We start from the raw sequence: 21,503 nt of genomic DNA on the forward strand, positions 1-21,503 counted from the left end.
CAGAAATGAAGTTTCTAATACGTAAGTACGTGAAAGGTATTATTTCCAGTGGATAAAATGCGCATGGGACACCTAATCATTATTTTATCGGGGGAAAAGAATATGTTATGAACTTGGTGGAATGAAAAAATGAAAATTTTACTTTTAGAGTGAAACTAAACAAAAATGCTATTTTGTAGAGCTTTAATTCCATGAGAAAAGAGCACTTCGTAAAAGTGCTCTTTTGACCAAAATCCATTTTGTAAAAGAGAGGAATACGTAATATCATATGAATTTATTTTTAAATGTGTTTAAAATCGTATAAAAACTTCTTTTTGCAAAACAAAGCAGCCAGCTTAATTAACTAACTGCTTGTTGTACAAAAGAAAATTAGGCCCTACAAGTAAAAGATATGTAACTTTAATTTACAACTATATTATAAGCAGAATTAAACATGTTATGCGGTAGTAAAAATAAGCTTAATCAAACTTTCATTTTGTATTAAGTTGGAGTATAAAAAGAGCACTTAGTAAAGTGCTCTCGTGACGAGTCTCATTTTATAACGACTATTTTATAAAGAAAGGAACTCAGGATATTATATGTGCGCCAGTCAATTGAGTACCTTGTACAAATAAAGAGCAGCTAACAAAAGTTAACTGCTCAAGTTGTATTATGAGTAGTATTGTTAGAATATCGAATTTTATCCGTTTAATAAAAAAAGCAGCTAGCAAAAGCTAGCTACTTAGCCCCAAGGAAGGGAGAGGAGCAATCAATTAGGTCTAAGTTTGGAATAAGGTTTTTAGATTTTAAGATCTAACCTAAGTATAGTATCGATTTTATTTGAGTTATTAGGCATATAAATGGTTCCTCGTGAACTACCCGCCACTTAACGTCCTAACGGACTGTTTGAAGTGGGGGCTTCTCGGTTAGTCGTTACTTTTGGTAGCTAACGAATTCGTCCTAAGACAGCCGAGCTAACTCCCTTGTTCCAAGGGTTATTTTATTGCTATCTATGCTAACACCAATAGGCGTATTGCTTCATTTTTGATATTGATAGCTGCGTTATAATCTCTATCGATATTTACACCGCATATACAAGTATATATTCGCTCAGACAATGACATATTTTTCACATTTCCACAACTGCTACATGTTTTTGTGGAAGGAAACCATTTGTCTATTTTCACAAGCTGTTTTCCTTGTTCATTTAGTTTATAAGCTAAGAAAGTGGTGAACATACCCCAAGCATTATCAGCGACGCTTTTTCCAAAATGAAGTGCTTGCGACATTCCCTTCATATTTAGATCTTCAATAGCGACAACATCAAAATGAGTAGCTAACTCTTTAGACTTATGATGAAGAAAGTTCTTACGTTGGTTTGCTACTTTTTCATGTAGCTTAGCTACACGGATACGTTGTTTATTCCAACGCCCTGAACCTTTTGTACGTCTTGATAATACTCGTTGAGCCTTTGCTAATCGGTCTAACATTTCACGATAGAACTTAGGATAATTGGCTCTCTCATCCTCAGAACTGACGTATAATTGATCCATCGCAAAGTCTAATCCAACAACTGTTTCTACTTCTTTTTGTACGATCTCTTTTTCGTATTCAGTCAAAATGGACACATAGTATTTACCAGTAGGTGTCATAGAAATCGTACATGACTTGATTATATGGCCTTGTGGTATTTCTCTATGCTGTTTGATACGTACCATTTTCAGTTTTGGCAATTTGATATGACCGTTAAGCAACATAATATTTCCGTTCACTACATTCGTTGTATAAGACTTTCTGTCTTTTTTGCTTTTGAATGTTGGGAAGTCATTTTGACCACGAAAGAAATTTTTATAGGCAATTTGCAAGTTTAGTTGAGCATTTGCCAAAGCTAATGAATCAACTTCTTTTAACCACTCAAATTCTGCTTTGTATTTTGCAGGCGTGGGAAGATTTTGTTTCTTTAGTTGATCCTTATCATCTTTATGTTTTTCATACGCTTCTTTCCGTTCAGCTAACATTCTGTTATACACGAAACGTACACAACCGAAGGTTTTACGTATAAGATGTGCTTGGTCTCCTGTTGGATACAAACGGAATTTATATGCTTTATTCTGCTTTGTCATATCATTTCACCTCACTTTTCACTTTGATTTTCAATATATATTTTTACTAAGTCTATTGGCGAACCACCAGTAGTTAGCAAGCAAAAACTTCTTGACCAAAACATCTCTTTCCAAAGTTTCTTTTTCACTTGTGGAAAGTCTCTTTTAATAAGTCGAGAACTTGCACTTTTATAAGCATTGATCAATTTTGTCATTTCTGTATTAGGGTGTGCCTTGAACAAAATATGAACATGGTCTACATCATGATTCCATTCAACTAATGTGATGTTATAGTTTTCAGATAGTCGAACAAACATATCTTTTGCATAGTCTGACATATGATCATCAAACACATTTCTTCTGTATTTCACGACCAACACAAGGTGATAATATAACAAGAATACTGAATGGTTATTACTATCTAATTTCATTTATATACCAGCCTTTATAATTGATAAGACTGATTATATCAGAGGCAAAATAAAAAGGAAAACCTTGTGGCTACGCCAAACCGAAATTCATCTCCCACCTACCGTTGGGCTATGCCCTTCACACGCTTGAGGAAGGAGAATTCTTTCGGGAAATTCGTTAAATTATTGCCTTTTTAAGAGAACGGAAAGAGTTTTTCGAGTTAGCATCTTTTGCATAATAATTATTAAAGAGGGAATTTCCACTTAGAAATACTTTTAAGCAGAAGAATAGACTAGTTTAATTTCTAATGGTCCCAGTATCTTTTATTTTGACATGTGTCTTTACATTTATTTTAGCCTCTGCTAACGCTTGCGACCAATCTCCTTTTACTTTTTTCCACTCTTTATATTGAAATGCTCTAGCATATAGGGATAATCCGATTGGATCAATTTTATTCTGCTGTATTTCATACAACATATTTTGTAAATTATTATTAATTTCTTTTTGAATAGCACTTTTTAAATTATTTATATTTTTTTTATTATTATAGTACCCCTTAATTAAATTCGGATTAGTTTTTTCTATTAAAGCTACATTAGCATATATATCGAGATTAAATATAAACTTTCCATTTTGAAAAGTTACATCTACCTTCCTTGTCGCGTTCTGTACGAAGATAGAAGTATTTGTTTTTTTGTTGGAATTTTTAGGAGGAAGTGCAAGGTGTAGTATCATTCGCCCGTTACTTTTTGGCTTATTTATAAGATTGAAAAATTTAACATCTTTTTTAGGGATATGAGTCAAATATTTCCCTTTTCGATTTAAAAATGCAATTCCTACTGTGTCGATTTCATCCTTTGTTTTTTTGATAATTGGAACAGTTTGCGTCATTCCTTCTTCATTTTGTTCTCTCATTAATTGTTGAATTGTAGAAGAGACTGATTGGTTATTTTGAATTGACGATTCAATTACACCATTTATATAAGATGAAAGTGATGGTTTACTAGGCTTATGAATTTTAAAAATTTCTTCTGCAGGTCCATCTACAAGTACTACTTTAGCATTAATGGTAGCGTAAGGATCACGGTAAGAAGAATCAAGCTCCTGCAACCAGTTTGCTTCTTGCGCTAATTTTTTCCCAATTAAAATGATTTGAGCTTTGGAAGCTGTCAGATATCCTGTTAACTTCGTATCTATCTTACTGAATCCATTATATACAGTTGATGCTTGTGTCCAATGCTCTATAGTACTTTTTTGCTGCTTATGATGAAAGAGTGGTATGCTTGTTCCAACTTTTATGTCTCCATTAGAGGTTCTATCCAAGCCAATTAAAAGGATTAATGAAACCTTCTCAAGAGGAACTCTCTGACTACAACCAATTATATACACACAACAAATTACAATCCATATCCATTTTCGAATCAAAGTTGTTTCCTCCTAGTAACCCAAGTAAAAAGAATACTGTAAGCGAAAAATAAGATTGGTAAAAGAATAAAGAAAATGACATTTAAGATATCCATAAGAGAATATATAAACAAATATTGATCCACATCGGGATTTAGGAAAATAAATAGCCCAACTATAAATAACATAAAAGCAAGCAGCGCCCAATTTCGGGCGTTTTTTTGAAGTGATATGGTCATAGATTCAAAACTGAAAAATAAATACGGATATAAAGTAGTGGAGAATACAATTAAATAGTAAGCGATATAAATAATTTCTAATCGTTCCATGAAAGAAAAACGAACCCCTTGTAACAAATGAAATACGGGCCAAATTACGTCTTTTATCCCCTCGGGGCTAAAGTATATATAAGAAAGAATAGTCACATATAGATAAAAAATCATGGTTCCAGTATTAGCTATTAGTAGTCCTTTTATGGCCTTTTGTTTTTTTTGTAAGAACGGATATATATAATATGCAATTTCTAAGCCAGCATAAGGAGTAATAGTTTCTTTTGTTCCCTTTAAAATAGGGTAGAATCCCTCTTTAAAAATAGGTAGTAGGTGTAAAGGGGTGTAGTTACTCTTTAGTGAAAAAAGAAGAAATAGTGGCATCCAAGTAGTGAAGAAGAAAACAAGCATAGAATAACTAGTAAGAGCCCTTAACCCACTCAGAGCTAAAATAATAAAAGGTAATAGTAATAATATGGTGATTTGATAAGCAGGAGTGGAAGGGAATATCCAAACTTTTACAATATTAGTTGCCTTTAGTAAAGTATTAAAGCCAGCAAAAAATAGATAACAGGCATATAAAAGAAAAAGAATCGTCCCTAGCCATTTACCAAAGTATGTTTTTAAGATTTGCGAGAAATTTTTGTTGGGATTTTTTTGTAACATTAATATAATAAATACACCGATTATAGAAGTAACCATCCATCCAAGAATGATTGAAATCCAACCATCTGTGCCAGCAGTAGTAGCAAGTGGGCTTGGCATAATTAACATACCAGATGCAAGTTGCAGCGAATGGATGAAAATAATAAATTCGAATAAAGTTATATTTTTGAATTTAAGATTCCCCATGTTAACCACCTTCTTTTTTCTTTCTTTGTTTCGGCTGCCCTGTACTCGAACGACTGGTAAGCATAGAAATAGGAAATCTTACAAAAGAATCTTTTAACTCTTGGAGACGAAATGGCGCAATTGGTAATCCATATGGTGAACCATATGAAGTTAGTGAAACAAAATGAGCAAACAAGAGCATTAATCCACTAACAATACCTACAATGCCATAAAAGTAAGCCAATAACATCATTGGAAAACGAATAAGGCGTATAGAACTTGATAAATCATAATTAGAAACAATAAATGAAGCAATGGCTGTAATAGATACGATAATAACCATAACGTTACTAACAAGACCAGCTTGAACAGCCGCCTGTCCAATTACAATCCCTCCAACTATTCCAATGGTTTGTCCAATTGGTTGTGGTAAGCGAATACCAGCTTCACGTAGCATTTCTAGTGTGATTTCCATTATAAAAGCTTCCAATAAGGGAGAGAAAGGGACTTTGACTCTTGACGTTGCAATAGAAGTGTATAAATCTATAGGAATGATTTCAAAGTGAAAAGAGACTATAGCTATATAAAATGCTGGTAAAAAAATAGCTATAATAAATCCTGCAAATCGTAATAAGCGAAAAAATGAAGCAATGAGCCAATGAATATTATAATCATCTGGAGTTTGAAAGAATCCAATTAAATTCATTGGAACAATCATTGCGCCAGGGGATCTATCCATTAACACCGCTACTTTTCCATCAAGTATATGGTTTGAAATAGCATCTGGGCGTTCGCTTAAATAAGCCTGTGGAAAAGGAGACCAATTTTGATCCTTTGTAAAATTAGATAGTTCACCAATGCTTAATACCGCATCCGTTTTAATTCTACAGATTCTGTTTTCTATTTCTTGAACTACATCTGCATTCGCAACGTCACCTAAATAAATTAAATAAACAACAGAAGTTGCTCGTTCTCCAATCGTCAGCTTTTTGATTTTTAACTCTGCAGAAGGAAGATATCGACGAATTAAGCCTATATTTTTTGTGGCATTCTCAATAAATCCATCATGCGATCCTTTAATAGTAACTTCTGAAATTGGTTCTTGAATTGCTCTCTCTGCCCAGCCTTTTGTATTTATTAGAAGTGAACGATTTTCTCCTTCCATAAATAGTACACATTGACCTTCAAGTAATCCTTCTTTAATTTCATTCCATGTATATACTATTTTGGTATGAGTAGCGATAATATTAGAATTAAATATTTGACTGTCTTCATTTACTTCTTGTAATAATGGTGTAACAACATTGCCTTTTAAAGCAACACCATCAGTAAGGCCTTCAAAGTAATATAGTAGAATATTCGTATTTGTTTTTAATTGCAAAGGGTGTTCAATTAAATCTGCACTAATATCAAAGATGTTATCTAATGTATTTTTAAGTTCTTTTAAGTTACTTGTTTGGATCTTTTCAATGTTTTTATCTGTTTTAGTTTCTAAGATCTCTTCATTTAAAGACAAAATTGACACCTCTTTAATATATAACGATTAGTTGTATTTATTATTTTTATAAGATGGAATTTTATTCACAAATTTAAACAAATTGGGAACGGAAATTAATAATTGAGAGCAAAAAAGTAGAGATGATTTGTGGGGGAATCTAAGTATCAAGATAGAATTGAAATTTGAATGATTATAACAAAAAAGAACCCTTGATAGGCTCTTTTTCATAGTTGATAAATATATTGTCAACAATAGATGGCGTTTAAGGTAGTAATTTAGATGTCTTTAAGTTCATCAGCTGAATTTTGTAGGAAGAATTCTTTTTTCATATCTTAATGCTCAATTAAAAAGACATTATATTTATTTGGGTGTTCTAGTGTAATTAAAGTTTGCGCGCTAACAAATTTTGTTTAGGGACAAAATGTTTTTTTCTGAATTAACAGAAAAAGATATGCGCAAAATTCCTATTAGCTATTTTGGTAGGTATCAAATATTGCTTTGGCCTTATTTTCTTGAGATTACCGTACGTTTATATGTTTCTAAGGGAAAGAAATACTTTCATTTTTATGACCATCTATTGTTTGATTAAGATGGTAACACGAAATAGAAGCGTTTACAACCAGAAAATAAAGAAAAAATATTAAAATTAGACTTTTTTCGACAATTATTTTATGTTTATATTTCATTTTATTATAGGAAAAGGCGGGGGAAAGCGGACCTTTTCCTATAAAATGTTTTGTTGGAATTAGAAATAACTAAAAAAGTAATATTATCTTAAAATTAAAATGAAATTCAATGATAAGGTTATAATTGAATTTTTAAACCTCATGTGTATTGAAAATATGGTCAAATCTTAATCCACGTTGCGTTTCTTCCTTTTGTAACTAGCTTAATATGGCCAAACACTTGCAAGGAATTTAAAGCCTTACTGATTGTACTTTCTGCAATGTCTGGATAAGTGTTACGAATACTTTCCTTAGTAAAAGGTTGTTTTTGTTTAAGTATAAAATCCTGAATTCTCTCAACTTTAGTATGTTTACATATAGAATCTAGAACTGTGTTATGTAGATCTTTGTAAGCCTCTAATATAATTGTTAAAAACGTTTTTAACCAAAAGCTATTATTATGTTCCTCGCAGTACCAATTCACTGAAGATTTATAAATCGAATTGTAATAATCAGATTCGTTTTTCTTAATATATTTATCCAAACATACATATTTTACAAATGTATGTCCACTCTTAATTAATAGCAATTGCATTAACATAAATGCCAGCCTGTTATTACCTTGATTGAAAGGGACTATGCAATAAAAATTTAATATAAAACGAGCTATTAATAAAAGTGAATGTAGCCCCTTACTAGTATTTAATGAGTTGTATTGATCACATAATTGCTCCATAAACTGTGGAATGAGTTCATGCGGAAGAATGCGGTAACTATTCAAGTGCATTCCATGCTCGGGAATACCTGGAATAATAAAAGGTTTTTCACGCCATTTGGCACTGTCAGAGGTAAGGTAATGTATTAGTTGAAAATGTAATTCCTGTATAGTTGCTGGATTAATTGATAAAGTACAGGAGTTTTTATGTACAAAAGAAAGTGTTTGATAATAACAAAAAATAGCATCTTCAGAAATATTTTGAGGTACTATATCATCTAAAATAAGTTCTTTTAATCTTTTATTAGGAACTTTTATATCCTCATAAATAGTTGTGAAATTTTTTATGTAATGTAGTGGTATAGTTTTTTCTAAACTATTAAATATGTCAGGGTTTTGTTCCTGATAAGCAGCTAATTTTCCTTTGAATTCGCTAATTTCACTTATTAAATTGATTAACCTCCTTTTTAATTCAATATTTTTGTACTTATCATCAAAAAAGTCTCTCATTTTTGTTCCTCCTGTAACCCCTTAACACGTTGTTGCATATATCTTTCCATTCTAAAGGTATGCCACGACATCATTGTAAAATAAAGATATTTTAGGTCTGATTTTGAATATATATATCAGAATCTATATTTTTATTTAACAATTAAAATATGGAAATTATAAAGAAGAATCGTTAGGATTCAATTTTAATAGGCATAATCCTAACATCAAATGCAAAAATGTACAATAAAAAAATATAAAATATAAAACTATCGAATCTTTTGAAAGATTATCTAAAAGAGTTTTAAGAAATTGTAGGTATAGATGTGCTTTGGTTTAGGAGTAAATAATAAAGCGGTAATAGAGTTTTCATAGGTAATTAAAAAGTAGATAGACTATTAATTTGTGACAATTACGTGCCTAATCTATCATATGCTTTTATGAGAATTCTAAAATTAAATCCTAACGAGCTGAATTTTCTACATTTAGCATAAATATTAGGGAGGCGTGCTGATGAAATGTATCATTTTATATAGAAATATGTAACGTTTAACACTCGTATTGTAAAATATTTTGACATACGTTAATTTAAATATTAGGTACAGGAACATTTAATAAAAACTCAGTACTAAAGTACCCTTTAAACGTTTCACCCTAAGAACGTTTCTCAAGCACACTGAAGTTTACCCGTTGTTTCTGTGCCTTATTAGATAAAAATAATATAATAAATTTTTAGAATATGATAATGGAAAATGGGTTTTCAAATCTTTCCTCCTTAAACATTAACAATCTCTTGATGATCTGTTTAAAGTAAGGAAATGCAGGGTAGACAATGGTATTCATAAAGAAAATACAGTTAAGCTAGATACCTTAAGTTATTTTATAAGTAATTAAGCGTTAGATTGAATTAGTAAGAATATTATATGTGTTTGCTAAATGGCTTATTTTAATTGGTCTGTTACTATTAATTTATGAATTTTAACATTTAGAAGCTAGTCAACATATAGGTTATATTAGTTATGTGGGTTTTAACCTCAAGTGTATATGTTTAAGGTTAAAGGACTTGTGAGTGGTATAAAAGAAGTGAAAGTCTGGAAGAAACGGATATAATCGGTTTCTTCCAGACTTTTTTTGCTTTTTTGTAATATAAAAAAATTATTTTTCCTACATGATTTAATTATCTGTTTTAATATTTGAATTTTTTGTGAAATTAAACGAAGTGTTTATTCTTCTTTAAATACATAATGTTACAAAATAGCGTAATTGTATTTACTTTATTTTTAAATGAGATTAAAAATAATAATAAACGTACCAATGTATGAGAGGTATTAGTATATTTATTAGTAATTTGTTCGTTTATCTCTATATTGCTATTATATTAGCGATAACAATAATAAATTTGGGGGAAAAGAATGAATTTGAAATTAACATCTAAATTGGAAAGATTAAGAAAAAGTAAAAAAGGAATTGGTGCTTGTGTTTTAGCTGCAGGGGTAACGGCTATTACTATGATTCCTCAAAGTGCTTATGCACATGGATTTGTTGAAAAGCCAAGTAGCCGTGCTGCTTTATGTAGTCAGAATTATGGAGCACTGAATTTAAATTGTGGAAATATAATGTACGAACCTCAAAGCCTAGAAGCACCTAAAGGATTCCCAGATGGGGGACCGATTGATGGAAAAATCGCTTCGGCAGGAGGACTGTTTGGAGGAATTCTTGACCAACAAACATCAAATCGCTGGTTCAAAAACACGATTAAGGGTGGAGCAAATACCTTTACATGGAAATATACAGCTGCACATCCTACAAGTAATTGGCATTATTACATTACAAAAAAGGGATGGGATCCTAATAAACCATTAACACGTGCTGAATTAGAACCAATTGGAACTGTGAAACATGATGGTTCTGCCGCATCAAATAATTTAACACATACAATTAATGTACCAACTGATCGCAATGGTTATCATGTTATTTTAGCTGTATGGGATGTAGCAGATACGTCAAATGCGTTTTATAATGTTATTGATGTAAATCTAGTAAATAATGAAACTCCCGATACAGTAGCTCCAAGTCAACCAACTGAATTAAATGCGTCTAAAGTTACTGCCAATAGTGTTGCACTAACATGGAAGGCTTCTACGGATAATATAGGTGTAACGGAATATCAAGTGTTACGCAATGGGGAAGCAATTGATACGGTACCAGGTACAACATTTATTGATAAAAAATTAAAAGCAGATACGGAATATACCTATACAATAAAGGCATTAGACTCTGCTGGGAACATATCAAAAGAAAGTGAAAAACTAAAGGTTAAGACAACACATGCAATCCCAGATATAGAGGCTCCAACTCAACCAAAAGGATTACATAGTATGGGTACAACAGCGACAACTGTTGACTTGATGTGGAGTCCGTCTGAAGATAATGTAGGCGTAGACCATTATATTGTATATAGAGAAAGCGCTGGGGTTATGAATAAAATTGGGACAGCGGCTAATACATCCTTTATGGATAAAGATTTGGAGGCTAATACATCGTATAAATATGTAGTGACGGCGGTTGATTTAGCTGGAAATGAATCTAGTAGAAGTGATGTTTTGAATGTAACAACAAAATCAGAGGATTCCACATATGAAAAATGGGATGCAAGAAAAGCATATACTAAGGGTGATAGAGTAGTACATGAGGGAAAAGTGTATGAAGCGGTTCAAGATCATCAAGGAAATGGTGACTCAAATTGGATTTTTGCCTTATCGCTTTGGAAGCCAATTTTGAATAAATGATAAGGTGGAAAAGGTAGTTAACAATTTTGAATTTCTCTTTAAAAAGTAAGGGCCGTTCCAAACATGAATTATCTAATGGTTTAAATGGTATATAAATAAATTTAATCATCATCCTAATGTTAACGAATTAAAATCAAAAAAGAATCCGAATGGTATTCCATCAAAAAGGAATTCCATTTGGATTCTTTATTTTTTAATTTGTAATAGCATATATTTTCACTGTGAATTTGCTAGTGGCACCAATTGGACTTGCAATATAATATTTAGTATTTGTGTAAGCTTCAGTCCTAGATCCATGTAAAATGTTTTTCCAACGAGTAGAATCTATTCCTAGGGGAACATCAATTATTACATTGAAAGAGATAGTAGAAGGATAATCCTTTTCTGAAGGCTCAATAACCCATTTCTTGGTGTGGATGGTTACTAGATTATAAAACAGAGACTTTAATAATTCTAGATGAGGAAAAGGTTAAAGTTGAGGAAGTCATTAGGGAATTTGAATCTATTGGGCTAGATAATATTGTTGCTTTTGCACCTTTAAAAGTAATAAAAAAATTTGATATATTAGAAGGCTACAAGGAAAAAACATCAATTGAATTATATCGGCATATAAAAGATAGAAGTGTTAAGGTTATCGATGTACGTAGTAAAAAAGAGTGGGGGAAGGGCACCTTCATGATGCAATACATATTACGTTAGGTAATCTATTTGAGAAGATAGATTCTGTACCGAAAGATTGTCCAATAGTTTTACAATGTCGAACTGGTTTGCGTTCCGCTATAGCAGCTAGCATCTTACAAAAAGCTGGTATAAAGGAAGTAGTTAATTTAAAAGGCGGATTTCTCGAGTGGAAAAAGTTTGGATTAACATACGAGAATTAATTTTTATCTAGTAATTCATTAAATTAGATATTTATCTTATTAATAAATTGCTTATGTTATTATAATTATAATAAATATTGGGTAATAAAACCAGTCTTGTAGTATATTGTATATCGTATTAATATTTATATATTCTTGTTAAATATTATAGGATTGGGTGATGATATTGATGAAAACAATTAAATCTATAACATGTATGTCAGTTTTATTATTCATTTTTACATTATTTTTACCAAAAAATTTAGCATTTGCAGAAGAGATGGATAAGGTTTGGGATCCAGAGAAAGGGACTATTTCTGGTTATATCTGGTTTGATGAAAATGAGGATGGTTGGATTGATCCTGAGGAACAAACAATCGCACCTGAAATAGGTGAAATAAAGTTATATTTAATTAATGAAAATGAAGAAATAGTTGAAGAAAAAATAGTGTCTAGATTACAAAATGGACAAGCTCATTACTATTTTGAGGTAGAAGAAGGAAAGTATAAAATACGAGCTGAGTTTACTGAAAAGGGAAAATATCAGCTTACTAGAGATGGAAGAGATTCATTTTTCAATTCTACAACAAACGAAACAAGGTATTATGAAATTATGAAGTCATACAATATAGATAGTATTCAGCTGGGGTATAAAAAGCTTCTTAAGTCTATTTAAAGTAAGGAAAAAAGCTACAGATGATAGTAAAAAGTTTGGATTTCAATTTTAAGTGGGGCATGCGCCTCTCTTTTTTTTATAACAGATTTGTTGATTATATTATTTGATGTGATGTTATATGAGAAAAGTGGAGGCGTTTATCGTTGATGATTTTTGGACGATTAGATCGTGAACAGAGCTTTAATGTTTTATTTTGTATCTTTACTGTAATGGAATTATGTACGACTACAGCACCAGAACATTGAGTTTTCTAGTTCTTTAAAATAGAGACTTGTACTTTATTGTATCATTAGATTAATCTCACAGAATGAGAAAATGTAATATGGCCCTATTTGAAGGATTTTTTTATTATTGGTAATTTCATGTACCGTATTTAAAAATAAATCCAATTAGGAAGAAGTGAAGCAGGATGAGCTTCCTAATTTATAGGGATTTTAATTTAAATCTTTCAAATTCAACAGTTACTTATCAAAACAAGTCTGTAGAATTAACTAAAAATGAAGTTGAAATACTCTCATGCTTAATAAACAATCGCGGAAATATTGTAAAAAGAGATTCATTCATAGAAACTTTATGGAAATCTGATTATTTTGTGGATGATAGCACCTTAACTGTTAATATAAATAGATTAAGAAAAAAGCTTGAAGAGATAGGTATAGAAAATCTAATTGCAACAAGAAGAAGCTTAGGGTATATAATGCCATGAATATAGGTAGATAAAATGGTAGTAATACTATCTAATGTACTGTTATTTATTATACTAGCAGGTATATTGCTGACTGCAAATGTTCAGTTCATTATAATATTCTTTGTCTTTTGTCTTTTCCATTAATTTCATATATGGTTATAGAATTTATAAAATGTAAAAATTATTATAATGAGATTAATGGCATATTAGAAAACTTGGAGAAAAAATACCTACTACCAGAGGTCGTAAAGGAAGCAAACTTTATACACGGTGAAAAGCTTAACGCTATACTGAAAGAAGTAAGTAGAGATATGCATGAAAATGTAAAGTATTATAGAGACATACAGTTGGATTACAGAGAATATATAGAGACATACAGTTGGATTACAGAGAATATATAGAGACATGGGTGCATGAAATTAAGACAATAGCTTCTACAAAGCTTATAATTGAAAATAATCAAAATGAAGTAACGAATAAAATTGACTCTCAAATGGATCGAATTGAGGGGTTTGTAGAACAGGTTCTATATTATTCTCGAAGCAATAACGTTAATAAAGACTATATGATAAGGCCAATCAACCTTGATAATGTAGTAAGGAATGTAATTAAAAGAAACTATAGGGATTTTATTCATAAGAGAATAAAATTAGATATACAGGATATTGATGAGATTGTATATAGTGATGGGAAATGGATTGAATTTATTATTAATCAAATAATAGGAAATTCTATAAAGTACTCAAATAACAAAGAACAAATGATACGTATATACTCAATTAAGAAAACTAACTCAGTAATACTAACCATAGAGGATAATGGAGTAGGGATAGTAATTAGAGATATAAATAGAGTTTTTGAGAAAGGATTTACTGGAGAGAATAGAAGAAAATTTAGCAAAAGTACAGGAATGGGCTTGTATCTATGCGAAAAACTGTGCTCAAAATTAGGTATGAAAATTGCCATTGATTCAGAAGTGAATAAAGGAACTAGAGTTACATTAATATTTCCGTTGTCAGCTATGGTAACTTTTGAGCCTTATTTATAAAAGAGATGCTGCTATCTTTCCACCAATTTCGTATGAAACTTAAAAACAAACGTAAAACGGTATGAAAAGACTAGAAATTCTCTTCATACCGTTTGTATTATTTAGTCATTTAACGTAAGAGTTGGTTTGGTTGCTACACAGACCTTGTAAGTGAGAAATTGTACACTATATAAAACAGTAAAATAAATATCCGATCCCTTAGCGTACAAGGAATCGGATATTTTGTGTCTAAATTGTGTTCAAACGTACAGTTTTCTTTTTTTATATGGTGACTCTATACCAATCAAGCTAAGATTTTTAATTACCCCTAAAACGAAAAAGTTATTTCTCTACAATCATTTATGAACTATTAATACTTCATAAAAGTTATTGTGAATTTTGTAAATGAGTGTTTTTGGCTTTCTACTTTAATAAATCCATGATGAGCTTCGATAATTGATTTTGCTAGTGCTAAGCCAATTCCAATGGATCCTTCTTTATTAGAATTTTTTGTTTTGTAAAATCTATCGAATATATATGGCAAATCTTCTGATGCAATACCTTCACCAAAATCTTGAATTATTATTTCAGTATGAACAGGAGAGTTTGTTACTTCAATATAAATAGAACTATTATCATTTGAATGTTCAATGGAATTCTTTAAAATATTTAATAAAGCTTCTTGCATCCAAATACTGTCATGGAAAAGTGATATTTTTTCATTGGTTTTTAAATGTATGTTCATATTTTTTTTATTTAATTTACTGTTCAAACTAGCAATGACCTCATAAATTGTATCAATAATATCAGAGTTTTCTTTTTCAAATAGTATTGCCCTAGCATCTATTTTTGAAACTTTTAATAAATTATGTATTAAAAAGCTGATTCTTGAAATTTGAACATCATTATTGTGTAAAAAATGATATTGTTGTTCATTTAATTTACCTTGTAATAAGATATCATTGTTCACTGTTAGTGTTGAGAGTGGTGTTTTTAGTTGATGAGAAATATCTTGTAAAGTTTGAATTAAAAATTGTTTCTCTTCCATTAAATTATGCATACTTTTTCTAATAACATTTTTCAGTTTATGAAAAGAATTAGTAAGTTTAGCTAAATCTCCTTCTCTATTTTCCTTGATATCAATGGTGTAATCGCCTTCAATAATTTTATTCGCTGCAGCTGTTACATTTCTAATTTTTAAGAAAAAAGATTTAAATTGTAAGTAATTTAGAAAAATTAGGATTAAACTGAACCCTATTGCTCCAAGGTACATGTATATATTGTTTTGGGATATATGTTTATTTAAATAAGGAAAAATTCTTGAATCCAATTCAGCAGATAGACCATATTGTTTTAATAGCATTTCTCCATCACTGGAATAATCTTTTTTATTGGCTGTATCATTTGTAAGTGCTTGTATTATTTCGTATTCATTTTCTGGGTTTTGTTCAATTAGTTTTCCAGTAATTTCACTCCAAATAGTAATATAATCATTTTTTAAATGGTCATATAGAATATGAACTGTGATAACTTGATATATAATAAATAAAAAAGAAATTAATGCTAATGTAAGTATATTAATTTTTATTTCTCTATTTATCATTAAATTACTCCTTACTGACGTCTTTATTCCAGAAATATCCGACACCTCTTTGTGTGATTATACAGTCAGGATTTTGTGGATTATCCTCAATTTTACTTCTCAATCTTTTTACATAAACAGAAAGAGTATTTTCATCGAAAAACACTTCACCTTCATCTGCTATTTTTTTCAATATCTCATTTCTTTGTAACACTTTATGAGGATTTAGCATTAACGTTAATAAGAGTTTGTATTCTAAATGTGTTAAATTTATACTTTTTTCATGCTTAAAGGCTCTGGCCGCTTCAACTTCAAGCTGTATATTTTCAGACCTCAATATAGTATTAGAAGCTGTTTTAATTTTTTTTCTTAATTGTACTTTTACTCTAGATAATAGCTCTTTTACCCTGAAGGGTTTTGTTATATAATCATCTCCACCGATATCAAGGCCCATTACTACATTTGCCTCCTCATCCAGTGCTGTGAGAAAAATAATAGGTATATCACCTTTTCTTTTAAGATAGGTACATAAATCATACCCATTTCCATCTGGGAGTCCAACATCCAATATAGCTAAGTCAAATTTATTATTTTCGTATTGGTCTTTTGCATCTTGTACAGTAGAAACTCTTATAACCTCAAGTCCTTCTCCTTTTAGAGTAAACTCAATAGCCATTCCTAGATCGTTATCGTCTTCAACGAATAATACTTTATCCATAGTATCTCTCCTCATTTGTCTTTGATTATGGCAGTATTTTAGATTATGACAGTTATTTTACACGTTGATTGGCTAATTTAAAATAGTTTAGTATGGAAATGGACTTTTAGAGGCTTTTCTGAGTATAAGCATAATACCCAAATCGGCTTAAAGCTTTTCAGTACATAATGAGATACAACAATTACTTAAAGCAGAATATTCACGTAATTCATACATGTACTTGCTTATATTTTGAAAAACCTTGTAATATTGTTGAATTTGTACGTTTTTATACAATCAGTAATGTTTTGTTTAAGTTATCTTATACAAAAATGTTAAATGAAATTTGAATTCGCATTAATTATGTAAATGAATTTTAAAAAACAAATCATGGAGAATAAGAGCCGAATGGGAGCTGATTTTTGAGAATTTGAAAAGTATGTGTGTACTTAAATAAGTGTATAAAAACTATTTAATTTTAAAGTATATCTTGATCAGAGTTACGAGTATATAAAAAGTTAGATTTAGTAATCTTACTAAACTGTAAGATTAAAGTATACATAGTAAGACAAGAGTTATTCAATTAACAATTAAAGACGTCTATACTGAGGGTAATCATTCTTTATTAAGACTTATAGCATTTTAGCCACTGTTGATATAAAGAAAAAACTTACTGTTCGAATCCCAGATTAAACATAGTATATGAGGAGGAAGAAAATGAAAAAGATAATAGGATTTCTAGTAGTAACAGCAATTTTTATAGGTATAGGGTTTGCTGTAAATCGGTATATAAATGGTCCCTCACAACCAGTAAACGGTATCATGGTATCTGGAACGAAAGAAAATATATCAGCTGTCAAAAATCTGTATAAAGATCAAAACGTAAGAACAGCAGATTATAGTTATAAATTGGTTACAGAAATAATAAAACAAGAATTCACTACCGAACAGAAAGAAGAAATTAAGAAAGAATGGAAAGAAAAAGGAGGAAATATGACTGAAGAAGAGATAGACAAGGAACTTAATAAACCATCTGTTACAAAGAAACAATATGCGGTTATTACAAAATCTACAGCTGAAAAATTCTTAAAAAAAGGAATTATAAGAACACCCTTATCTAAAGAAGATAGTTCAATGACTTCAGCCTCGGTAAAAGAAATAAAAGAATTAGCAAGCGAAAAAAACATATTTTATAGAAAAAATACGGAAGATGAGGAAGTTAAGGATGGAAATTTAAATTTAAATGGACAAATGATACCTGTTCAACATATTGAACAAAATAATTGGATTGGCTATTTTTCATCACCGATAGTAATTGTTAATGAGGAAACATATAAACAATTAAAAGAAAAAGAAGTAAGCCTTTCGTTAATTCAGTTTGCAAAAGAAAATTTTGATTATAAAAATAAAAACAAGGTAAAAAAGGTGGTCGAATACGTTTCAAAAGTGTATGCAGTGAAAGACGAGAATGGTGAACACGATAAGGATAAAATCTATTTTGTAGAGATTCAAAATTAATCTGTGAAAAGGATGAGTTGTATGGAGGTTGTTAGATTAGAAAATGTAGTAAAAACATATGGAGAGGGAGAAACGCAAGTACAGGCGTTAAAAGGAATTAATCTTTCCATTCATAGAGGAGAATTCGTAACCATAGTTGGAGCATCAGGTTCTGGTAAAAGTACCTTATTGCATATTTTAGGAGGTCTGGATCGTCCGAGTTCGGGAAATGTGTTTATAGGTGATGAAAATATCTACAATTATAAAGATAATGAACTGTCTATTTTTCGCCGAAGAAAAGTTGGATTTATATTTCAGTTTTTCAATTTAATTCCTGTATTGAATGTACAAGAAAATATTGCTTTGCCAGCTCTATTGGACGAAGAACAGGTAGATGATCATTACCTGAATGAAATTATAAGAACTCTAGGATTAAATGAAAGACGAGATCATTTGCCTTCTGAATTATCGGGTGGTCAACAACAAAGGGTATCTATTGGTAGATCTCTTATAAATAAACCCGATATTATCTTAGCGGATGAACCAACCGGAAATCTAGATACAAAAAATACAAAAGAAGTTCTGAATTTATTAAAAGTAACGGCTAAAAAATATAATCAGACGGTGATTTTAATTACCCATGACCCTGCTATCGCATCAAATTCTGATCGAATTATAACCATTACAGATGGCATGATTATTTCAGATAAACAATTAGTGCAAAATCAAGAGAAATGTGGAGGAGAGGAGTATTGATTCATAGTTACAAACAGTTAAGTCAAAAATATCTCAGAAGTAATATAAAACGTACTCTGCTAACATTAACAGGTATTATTCTAGCATTTGCGCTAATAACAACGATTGGACTTTTTTTTAATAGTGGATACACTTCGGGAATTGAAAATGCTAAAAAAGGTTCTATGGGTTCTGCAAATATTTCAGTTGAAAATTATAATCAAAAGCTTTTCAATATGATAAAAAGTAATCCGAATATATCTTCTTATGGCATCATAACTCCAGGAGAGGTGCTCCAATTTGATGAGATAGCTGTCTCTTATATGTATGCAGATCATCAAGCATTGAAGCTGTTAAAGTCTAGTATTCCTGTAGAAGGTAAGCTACCTTCAAATGAAAACGAGGCTGTTTTGGAAAAATGGATGCTGCCTTACTTCGGGCCCAATCTTAAATTAGACGGTATGTTTACTATTCATGAAAAAAAATATAAACTTGTTGGTTTGCTAAATAAGTCTAGTAGTACTCAGGAAAATAAAACCGGTCAATTATTAACATATAAAAATAAGTTTAAAGTTGGAGAAGGTAGTGTATTGATTGAATTGCATAAATACGCAAACTTCGATGAAGTTGAAAATCAATTTAAATTATTGACGAATAAAGAAAATATGAGAGTGAATGATGAATTAAAGAGAGTCTTAAAGCCTAGTGTGGAGATAATGGTAGCAGCCGCTATTAGTATTGGGATTGTTGTGATTTCTACAATTGTTATTATTTATAATGCATTTCAAATTAGTATAGTAGAGCGAATGAAACAGTTTGGGCTATTGAGGAGTATAGGAGCTACAAAAAAACAAATCAGAAAAATTGTGATAAGAGAAGCAACATTTCTTTCTATTATTGCTATCTTTTTTGGGATTTTGTGCAGTATATTAGTAGTCTTTTTACTTAATCAAGTACTTATAAACGTACTTCAAAACTCTATGGGATATACAATTAAATTAGATTGGTTAATTATATGTGTAAGTTCTTTAATTACATTGATAACAGTTTATATTTCAAGCTATTTTCCTGCTTTTTTTGCAGGTAGAATTTCACCGTTATTGGCCGTAAGTAGCCGATTAGCTATAAAAAAAGAAAAAATAAAGAAAAAAAAGAGAACAAAACTAAAGAAACCACTATCTTTTCCGTTAAGTATGGCATTAAAAAATATCCAAAGGAATCCCAATAGATATACAGTTACAATCTTATCTATCATCATAAGTAGTGTACTGTATATCACGTTTACGTTTCTTATAGATACTGTCATTCAGCGTAAACAACCGGAAATTCAAGCTCTAAAATCGGACATATCAGTTACGGTTAATTCAAATTTAGACAAGCCTAGCATAGATCGTTTGAGTCAAAATATTTATAAAGTTAATAACGTAGAGAATCTGTACAAGCAATATCAGGCAAATGATTTTTACACAAAAGTACCAAAAAATAAACAAATTAAAGAATTACAAGGAAATGAATCGCTGTATCAAAAAGTAAAATATAATGATCAAACTGTAGAAATTATGGAAACACAAATAAAAGCATACGATGAGAATAGTTTAAAGAAACTAGCTGAAAATGTAACTAGTGGAAGAATTGATATTTCAAAATTAAATCGTGAAAAAGAGGTTATTTTAGTAAAACAAGCTGCATCAAATGATATGAATACAAGTAAAAAATATATAGGTTCTCTAAGTACTTTTCAGGTAGGGGATGAAATCCAAATAACAAGTCGGCAGGAAAGAAAGCCTATAGAGGAAATCTCTTACAATGAAGATAATCTAGAAACTTTAAAAATAGCTGCTATTGTAGAATTGGACATTTTTAATATGAGCAGAGTGATGGATACCATAACTTTTATTACTAGTGAACAAATAGCCGAATATATTACACCATCTCCACAAAAATTAACAGGTTTTGAAATTGATTTAGAGAATCAATCTCGGGCTGATGCTACAATTTTAGATATACAAAAGAAACTGGGTGGAGATGCATCTATAGATGTACAAAATAATATTGTTCAAAGTAATTTCCATACAGACAATATACTTTATATAAAAATATTAGGGTACGGATTTATAGCTGTTATTACACTAATTGGTTGTGTAAATATTTTAAATACCATTACAGTCAGCATCATTATGAGAAGAAAAGAATTGGCTGCTTTAAAATCGATTGGTATGTCGCAGAAGGATTTGAAAAAGATGGTTATATATGAAGGACTTCTGTACGGTTTCTTTGGAAGCATACAAGGGATCTTTTTCGGCTGTATGCTGTCGTATATTCTTTATGTAGCACTGTCAAATACGGTGTCGTTTGAATGGATTATACCTTATCAATCTAGCTTTATCACATTTATAACTGCACTTTTGATTAGTTATGTATCGGTACTAATTCCGCTTCGGAAAATTAAAAAGGATAACGTTATAGATGTAATTAGAGAAGAATAGCAGTAGTTAAAACAATATGTGATTCTGAAGTTTAACTGAGATACGTATAAAACGGTTCGTAATCTGTATTATATTTCAACTTTACAGTTCAAATCGAGGAATT

13 protein-coding genes and 4 pseudogenes are annotated in these 21,503 nt (G+C 30.5%); 8 read left to right on the forward strand and 9 right to left on the reverse strand.

Annotated features, from left to right (window positions below):
* Window positions 1–989: 989 nt before the first annotated feature.
* From ACTFRY_RS19590 to ACTFRY_RS19615, 6 genes are all read right to left on the reverse strand, one after another.
* Window positions 990–2,102 carry an RNA-guided endonuclease TnpB family protein gene (locus tag ACTFRY_RS19590; RefSeq protein WP_098542076.1) on the reverse strand — a complete coding sequence of 371 codons (1,113 nt, stop codon included), beginning with the start codon at window positions 2,100–2,102 and terminating at the stop codon, window positions 990–992.
* Window positions 2,103–2,113: 11 nt separating this feature from the next.
* On the reverse strand, window positions 2,114–2,512 hold the full coding sequence (tnpA, locus tag ACTFRY_RS19595; RefSeq protein ID WP_440032408.1) for an IS200/IS605 family transposase: 399 nt from the start codon (window positions 2,510–2,512) through the stop codon (window positions 2,114–2,116).
* 277 nt (window positions 2,513–2,789) lie between these two features.
* Window positions 2,790–3,917: a Ger(x)C family spore germination protein gene (locus ACTFRY_RS19600; RefSeq protein WP_098616317.1), complete on the reverse strand. Its 1,128-nt coding sequence runs from the start codon at window positions 3,915–3,917 to the stop codon at window positions 2,790–2,792.
* Window positions 3,914–5,017 carry a GerAB/ArcD/ProY family transporter gene (locus ACTFRY_RS19605; RefSeq protein WP_098616318.1) on the reverse strand — a complete coding sequence of 368 codons (1,104 nt, stop codon included), beginning with the start codon at window positions 5,015–5,017 and terminating at the stop codon, window positions 3,914–3,916. Before ACTFRY_RS19605 ends, ACTFRY_RS19600 begins: the two co-directional genes overlap by 4 nt.
* Before the next feature lies 1 nt (window position 5,018).
* Window positions 5,019–6,512, reverse strand: a complete 1,494-nt coding sequence (locus ACTFRY_RS19610) for a spore germination protein (RefSeq protein ID WP_000055695.1) — start codon at window positions 6,510–6,512, stop codon at window positions 5,019–5,021.
* An 828-nt stretch (window positions 6,513–7,340) separates the two neighbouring features.
* Window positions 7,341–8,384 carry a Fic family protein gene (locus tag ACTFRY_RS19615; protein WP_001204221.1) on the reverse strand — a complete coding sequence of 348 codons (1,044 nt, stop codon included), beginning with the start codon at window positions 8,382–8,384 and terminating at the stop codon, window positions 7,341–7,343.
* Window positions 8,385–9,775: 1,391 nt separating this feature from the next.
* Between ACTFRY_RS19615 and ACTFRY_RS19620 the strand changes: the two genes are divergently transcribed.
* The gene (locus ACTFRY_RS19620; protein WP_098616319.1) at window positions 9,776–11,152 is read left to right on the forward strand and encodes a lytic polysaccharide monooxygenase; all 1,377 of its coding nucleotides are present in this window, start codon (window positions 9,776–9,778) and stop codon (window positions 11,150–11,152) included.
* Between the two features lie 193 nt (window positions 11,153–11,345).
* On the opposite strand, the pseudogene ACTFRY_RS19625 reads toward ACTFRY_RS19620, so the two are convergent.
* Window positions 11,346–11,558, reverse strand: a pseudogene (locus ACTFRY_RS19625) (phosphatidylinositol-specific phospholipase C); the annotation flags it as partial.
* Here ACTFRY_RS19625 and ACTFRY_RS19630 point away from each other — a divergent pair.
* The 4 genes and pseudogenes from ACTFRY_RS19630 to ACTFRY_RS19645 form a co-directional block, all read left to right on the forward strand.
* A pseudogene (locus ACTFRY_RS19630) lies at window positions 11,558–12,033 on the forward strand (rhodanese-like domain-containing protein); the annotation flags it as partial. The pseudogenes ACTFRY_RS19625 and ACTFRY_RS19630 sit on opposite strands and share 1 nt — an antisense overlap.
* Window positions 12,034–12,202: 169 nt before the next feature.
* Window positions 12,203–12,688 carry an SdrD B-like domain-containing protein gene (locus ACTFRY_RS19635; RefSeq protein WP_000849082.1) on the forward strand — a complete coding sequence of 162 codons (486 nt, stop codon included), beginning with the start codon at window positions 12,203–12,205 and terminating at the stop codon, window positions 12,686–12,688.
* A 418-nt stretch (window positions 12,689–13,106) separates the two neighbouring features.
* Window positions 13,107–13,394, forward strand: a pseudogene (locus ACTFRY_RS19640) (winged helix-turn-helix domain-containing protein); the annotation flags it as partial.
* A 15-nt stretch (window positions 13,395–13,409) separates the two neighbouring features.
* Window positions 13,410–14,424 (forward strand): annotated as a pseudogene (locus ACTFRY_RS19645) (ATP-binding protein).
* A 349-nt stretch (window positions 14,425–14,773) separates the two neighbouring features.
* Here ACTFRY_RS19645 and ACTFRY_RS19650 read toward each other — a convergent pair.
* Window positions 14,774–16,006, reverse strand: a complete 1,233-nt coding sequence (locus tag ACTFRY_RS19650; RefSeq protein WP_098616320.1) for a HAMP domain-containing sensor histidine kinase — start codon at window positions 16,004–16,006, stop codon at window positions 14,774–14,776.
* Window positions 16,007–16,010: 4 nt separating this feature from the next.
* The gene (locus tag ACTFRY_RS19655) at window positions 16,011–16,703 is read right to left on the reverse strand and encodes a response regulator transcription factor (protein ID WP_098616321.1); all 693 of its coding nucleotides are present in this window, start codon (window positions 16,701–16,703) and stop codon (window positions 16,011–16,013) included.
* A 696-nt stretch (window positions 16,704–17,399) separates the two neighbouring features.
* Between ACTFRY_RS19655 and ACTFRY_RS19660 the strand changes: the two genes are divergently transcribed.
* From ACTFRY_RS19660 to ACTFRY_RS19670, 3 genes are read left to right on the forward strand one after another with little or no spacing between them, the layout of a single operon-like run.
* A complete protein-coding gene (locus tag ACTFRY_RS19660; RefSeq protein ID WP_098616322.1) occupies window positions 17,400–18,200 on the forward strand; it encodes a lipoprotein BA_5634 family protein in 801 nt (266 codons plus the stop codon).
* Between the two features lie 21 nt (window positions 18,201–18,221).
* Window positions 18,222–18,935, forward strand: coding sequence for an ABC transporter ATP-binding protein (locus ACTFRY_RS19665; protein WP_097855914.1), 714 nt, complete (start codon window positions 18,222–18,224; stop codon window positions 18,933–18,935).
* Window positions 18,932–21,400 (forward strand): ABC transporter permease, encoded by a 2,469-nt coding sequence (locus ACTFRY_RS19670; protein ID WP_098616323.1) that lies wholly within the window; start codon window positions 18,932–18,934, stop codon window positions 21,398–21,400. The genes ACTFRY_RS19665 and ACTFRY_RS19670 overlap by 4 nt, the downstream gene beginning before the upstream one ends.
* Window positions 21,401–21,503: the final 103 nt, after the last annotated feature.

It is taken from the genome of Bacillus cereus group sp. MYBK195-1 (assembly GCF_051916605.1).
Classification (GTDB): domain Bacteria; phylum Bacillota; class Bacilli; order Bacillales; family Bacillaceae_G; genus Bacillus_A; species Bacillus_A cereus.

Bases quoted from the DNA above. Each gene is read 5' to 3' on its own strand.
- ACTFRY_RS19605 (WP_098616318.1), bottom strand. From the start codon at position 5,017: ATGGGGAATCTTAAATTCAAAAATATAACTTTATTCGAATTTATTATT.
- ACTFRY_RS19590 (WP_098542076.1), bottom strand. From the start codon at position 2,102: ATGACAAAGCAGAATAAAGCATATAAATTCCGTTTGTATCCAACAGGA.
- ACTFRY_RS19655 (WP_098616321.1), bottom strand. From the start codon at position 16,703: ATGGATAAAGTATTATTCGTTGAAGACGATAACGATCTAGGAATGGCT.
- tnpA (WP_440032408.1), bottom strand. From the start codon at position 2,512: ATGAAATTAGATAGTAATAACCATTCAGTATTCTTGTTATATTATCAC.
- ACTFRY_RS19660 (WP_098616322.1), top strand. From the start codon at position 17,400: ATGAAAAAGATAATAGGATTTCTAGTAGTAACAGCAATTTTTATAGGT.
- ACTFRY_RS19615 (WP_001204221.1), bottom strand. From the start codon at position 8,384: ATGAGAGACTTTTTTGATGATAAGTACAAAAATATTGAATTAAAAAGG.
- ACTFRY_RS19665 (WP_097855914.1), top strand. From the start codon at position 18,222: ATGGAGGTTGTTAGATTAGAAAATGTAGTAAAAACATATGGAGAGGGA.
- ACTFRY_RS19620 (WP_098616319.1), top strand. From the start codon at position 9,776: ATGAATTTGAAATTAACATCTAAATTGGAAAGATTAAGAAAAAGTAAA.
- ACTFRY_RS19635 (WP_000849082.1), top strand. From the start codon at position 12,203: ATGAAAACAATTAAATCTATAACATGTATGTCAGTTTTATTATTCATT.
- ACTFRY_RS19650 (WP_098616320.1), bottom strand. From the start codon at position 16,006: ATGATAAATAGAGAAATAAAAATTAATATACTTACATTAGCATTAATT.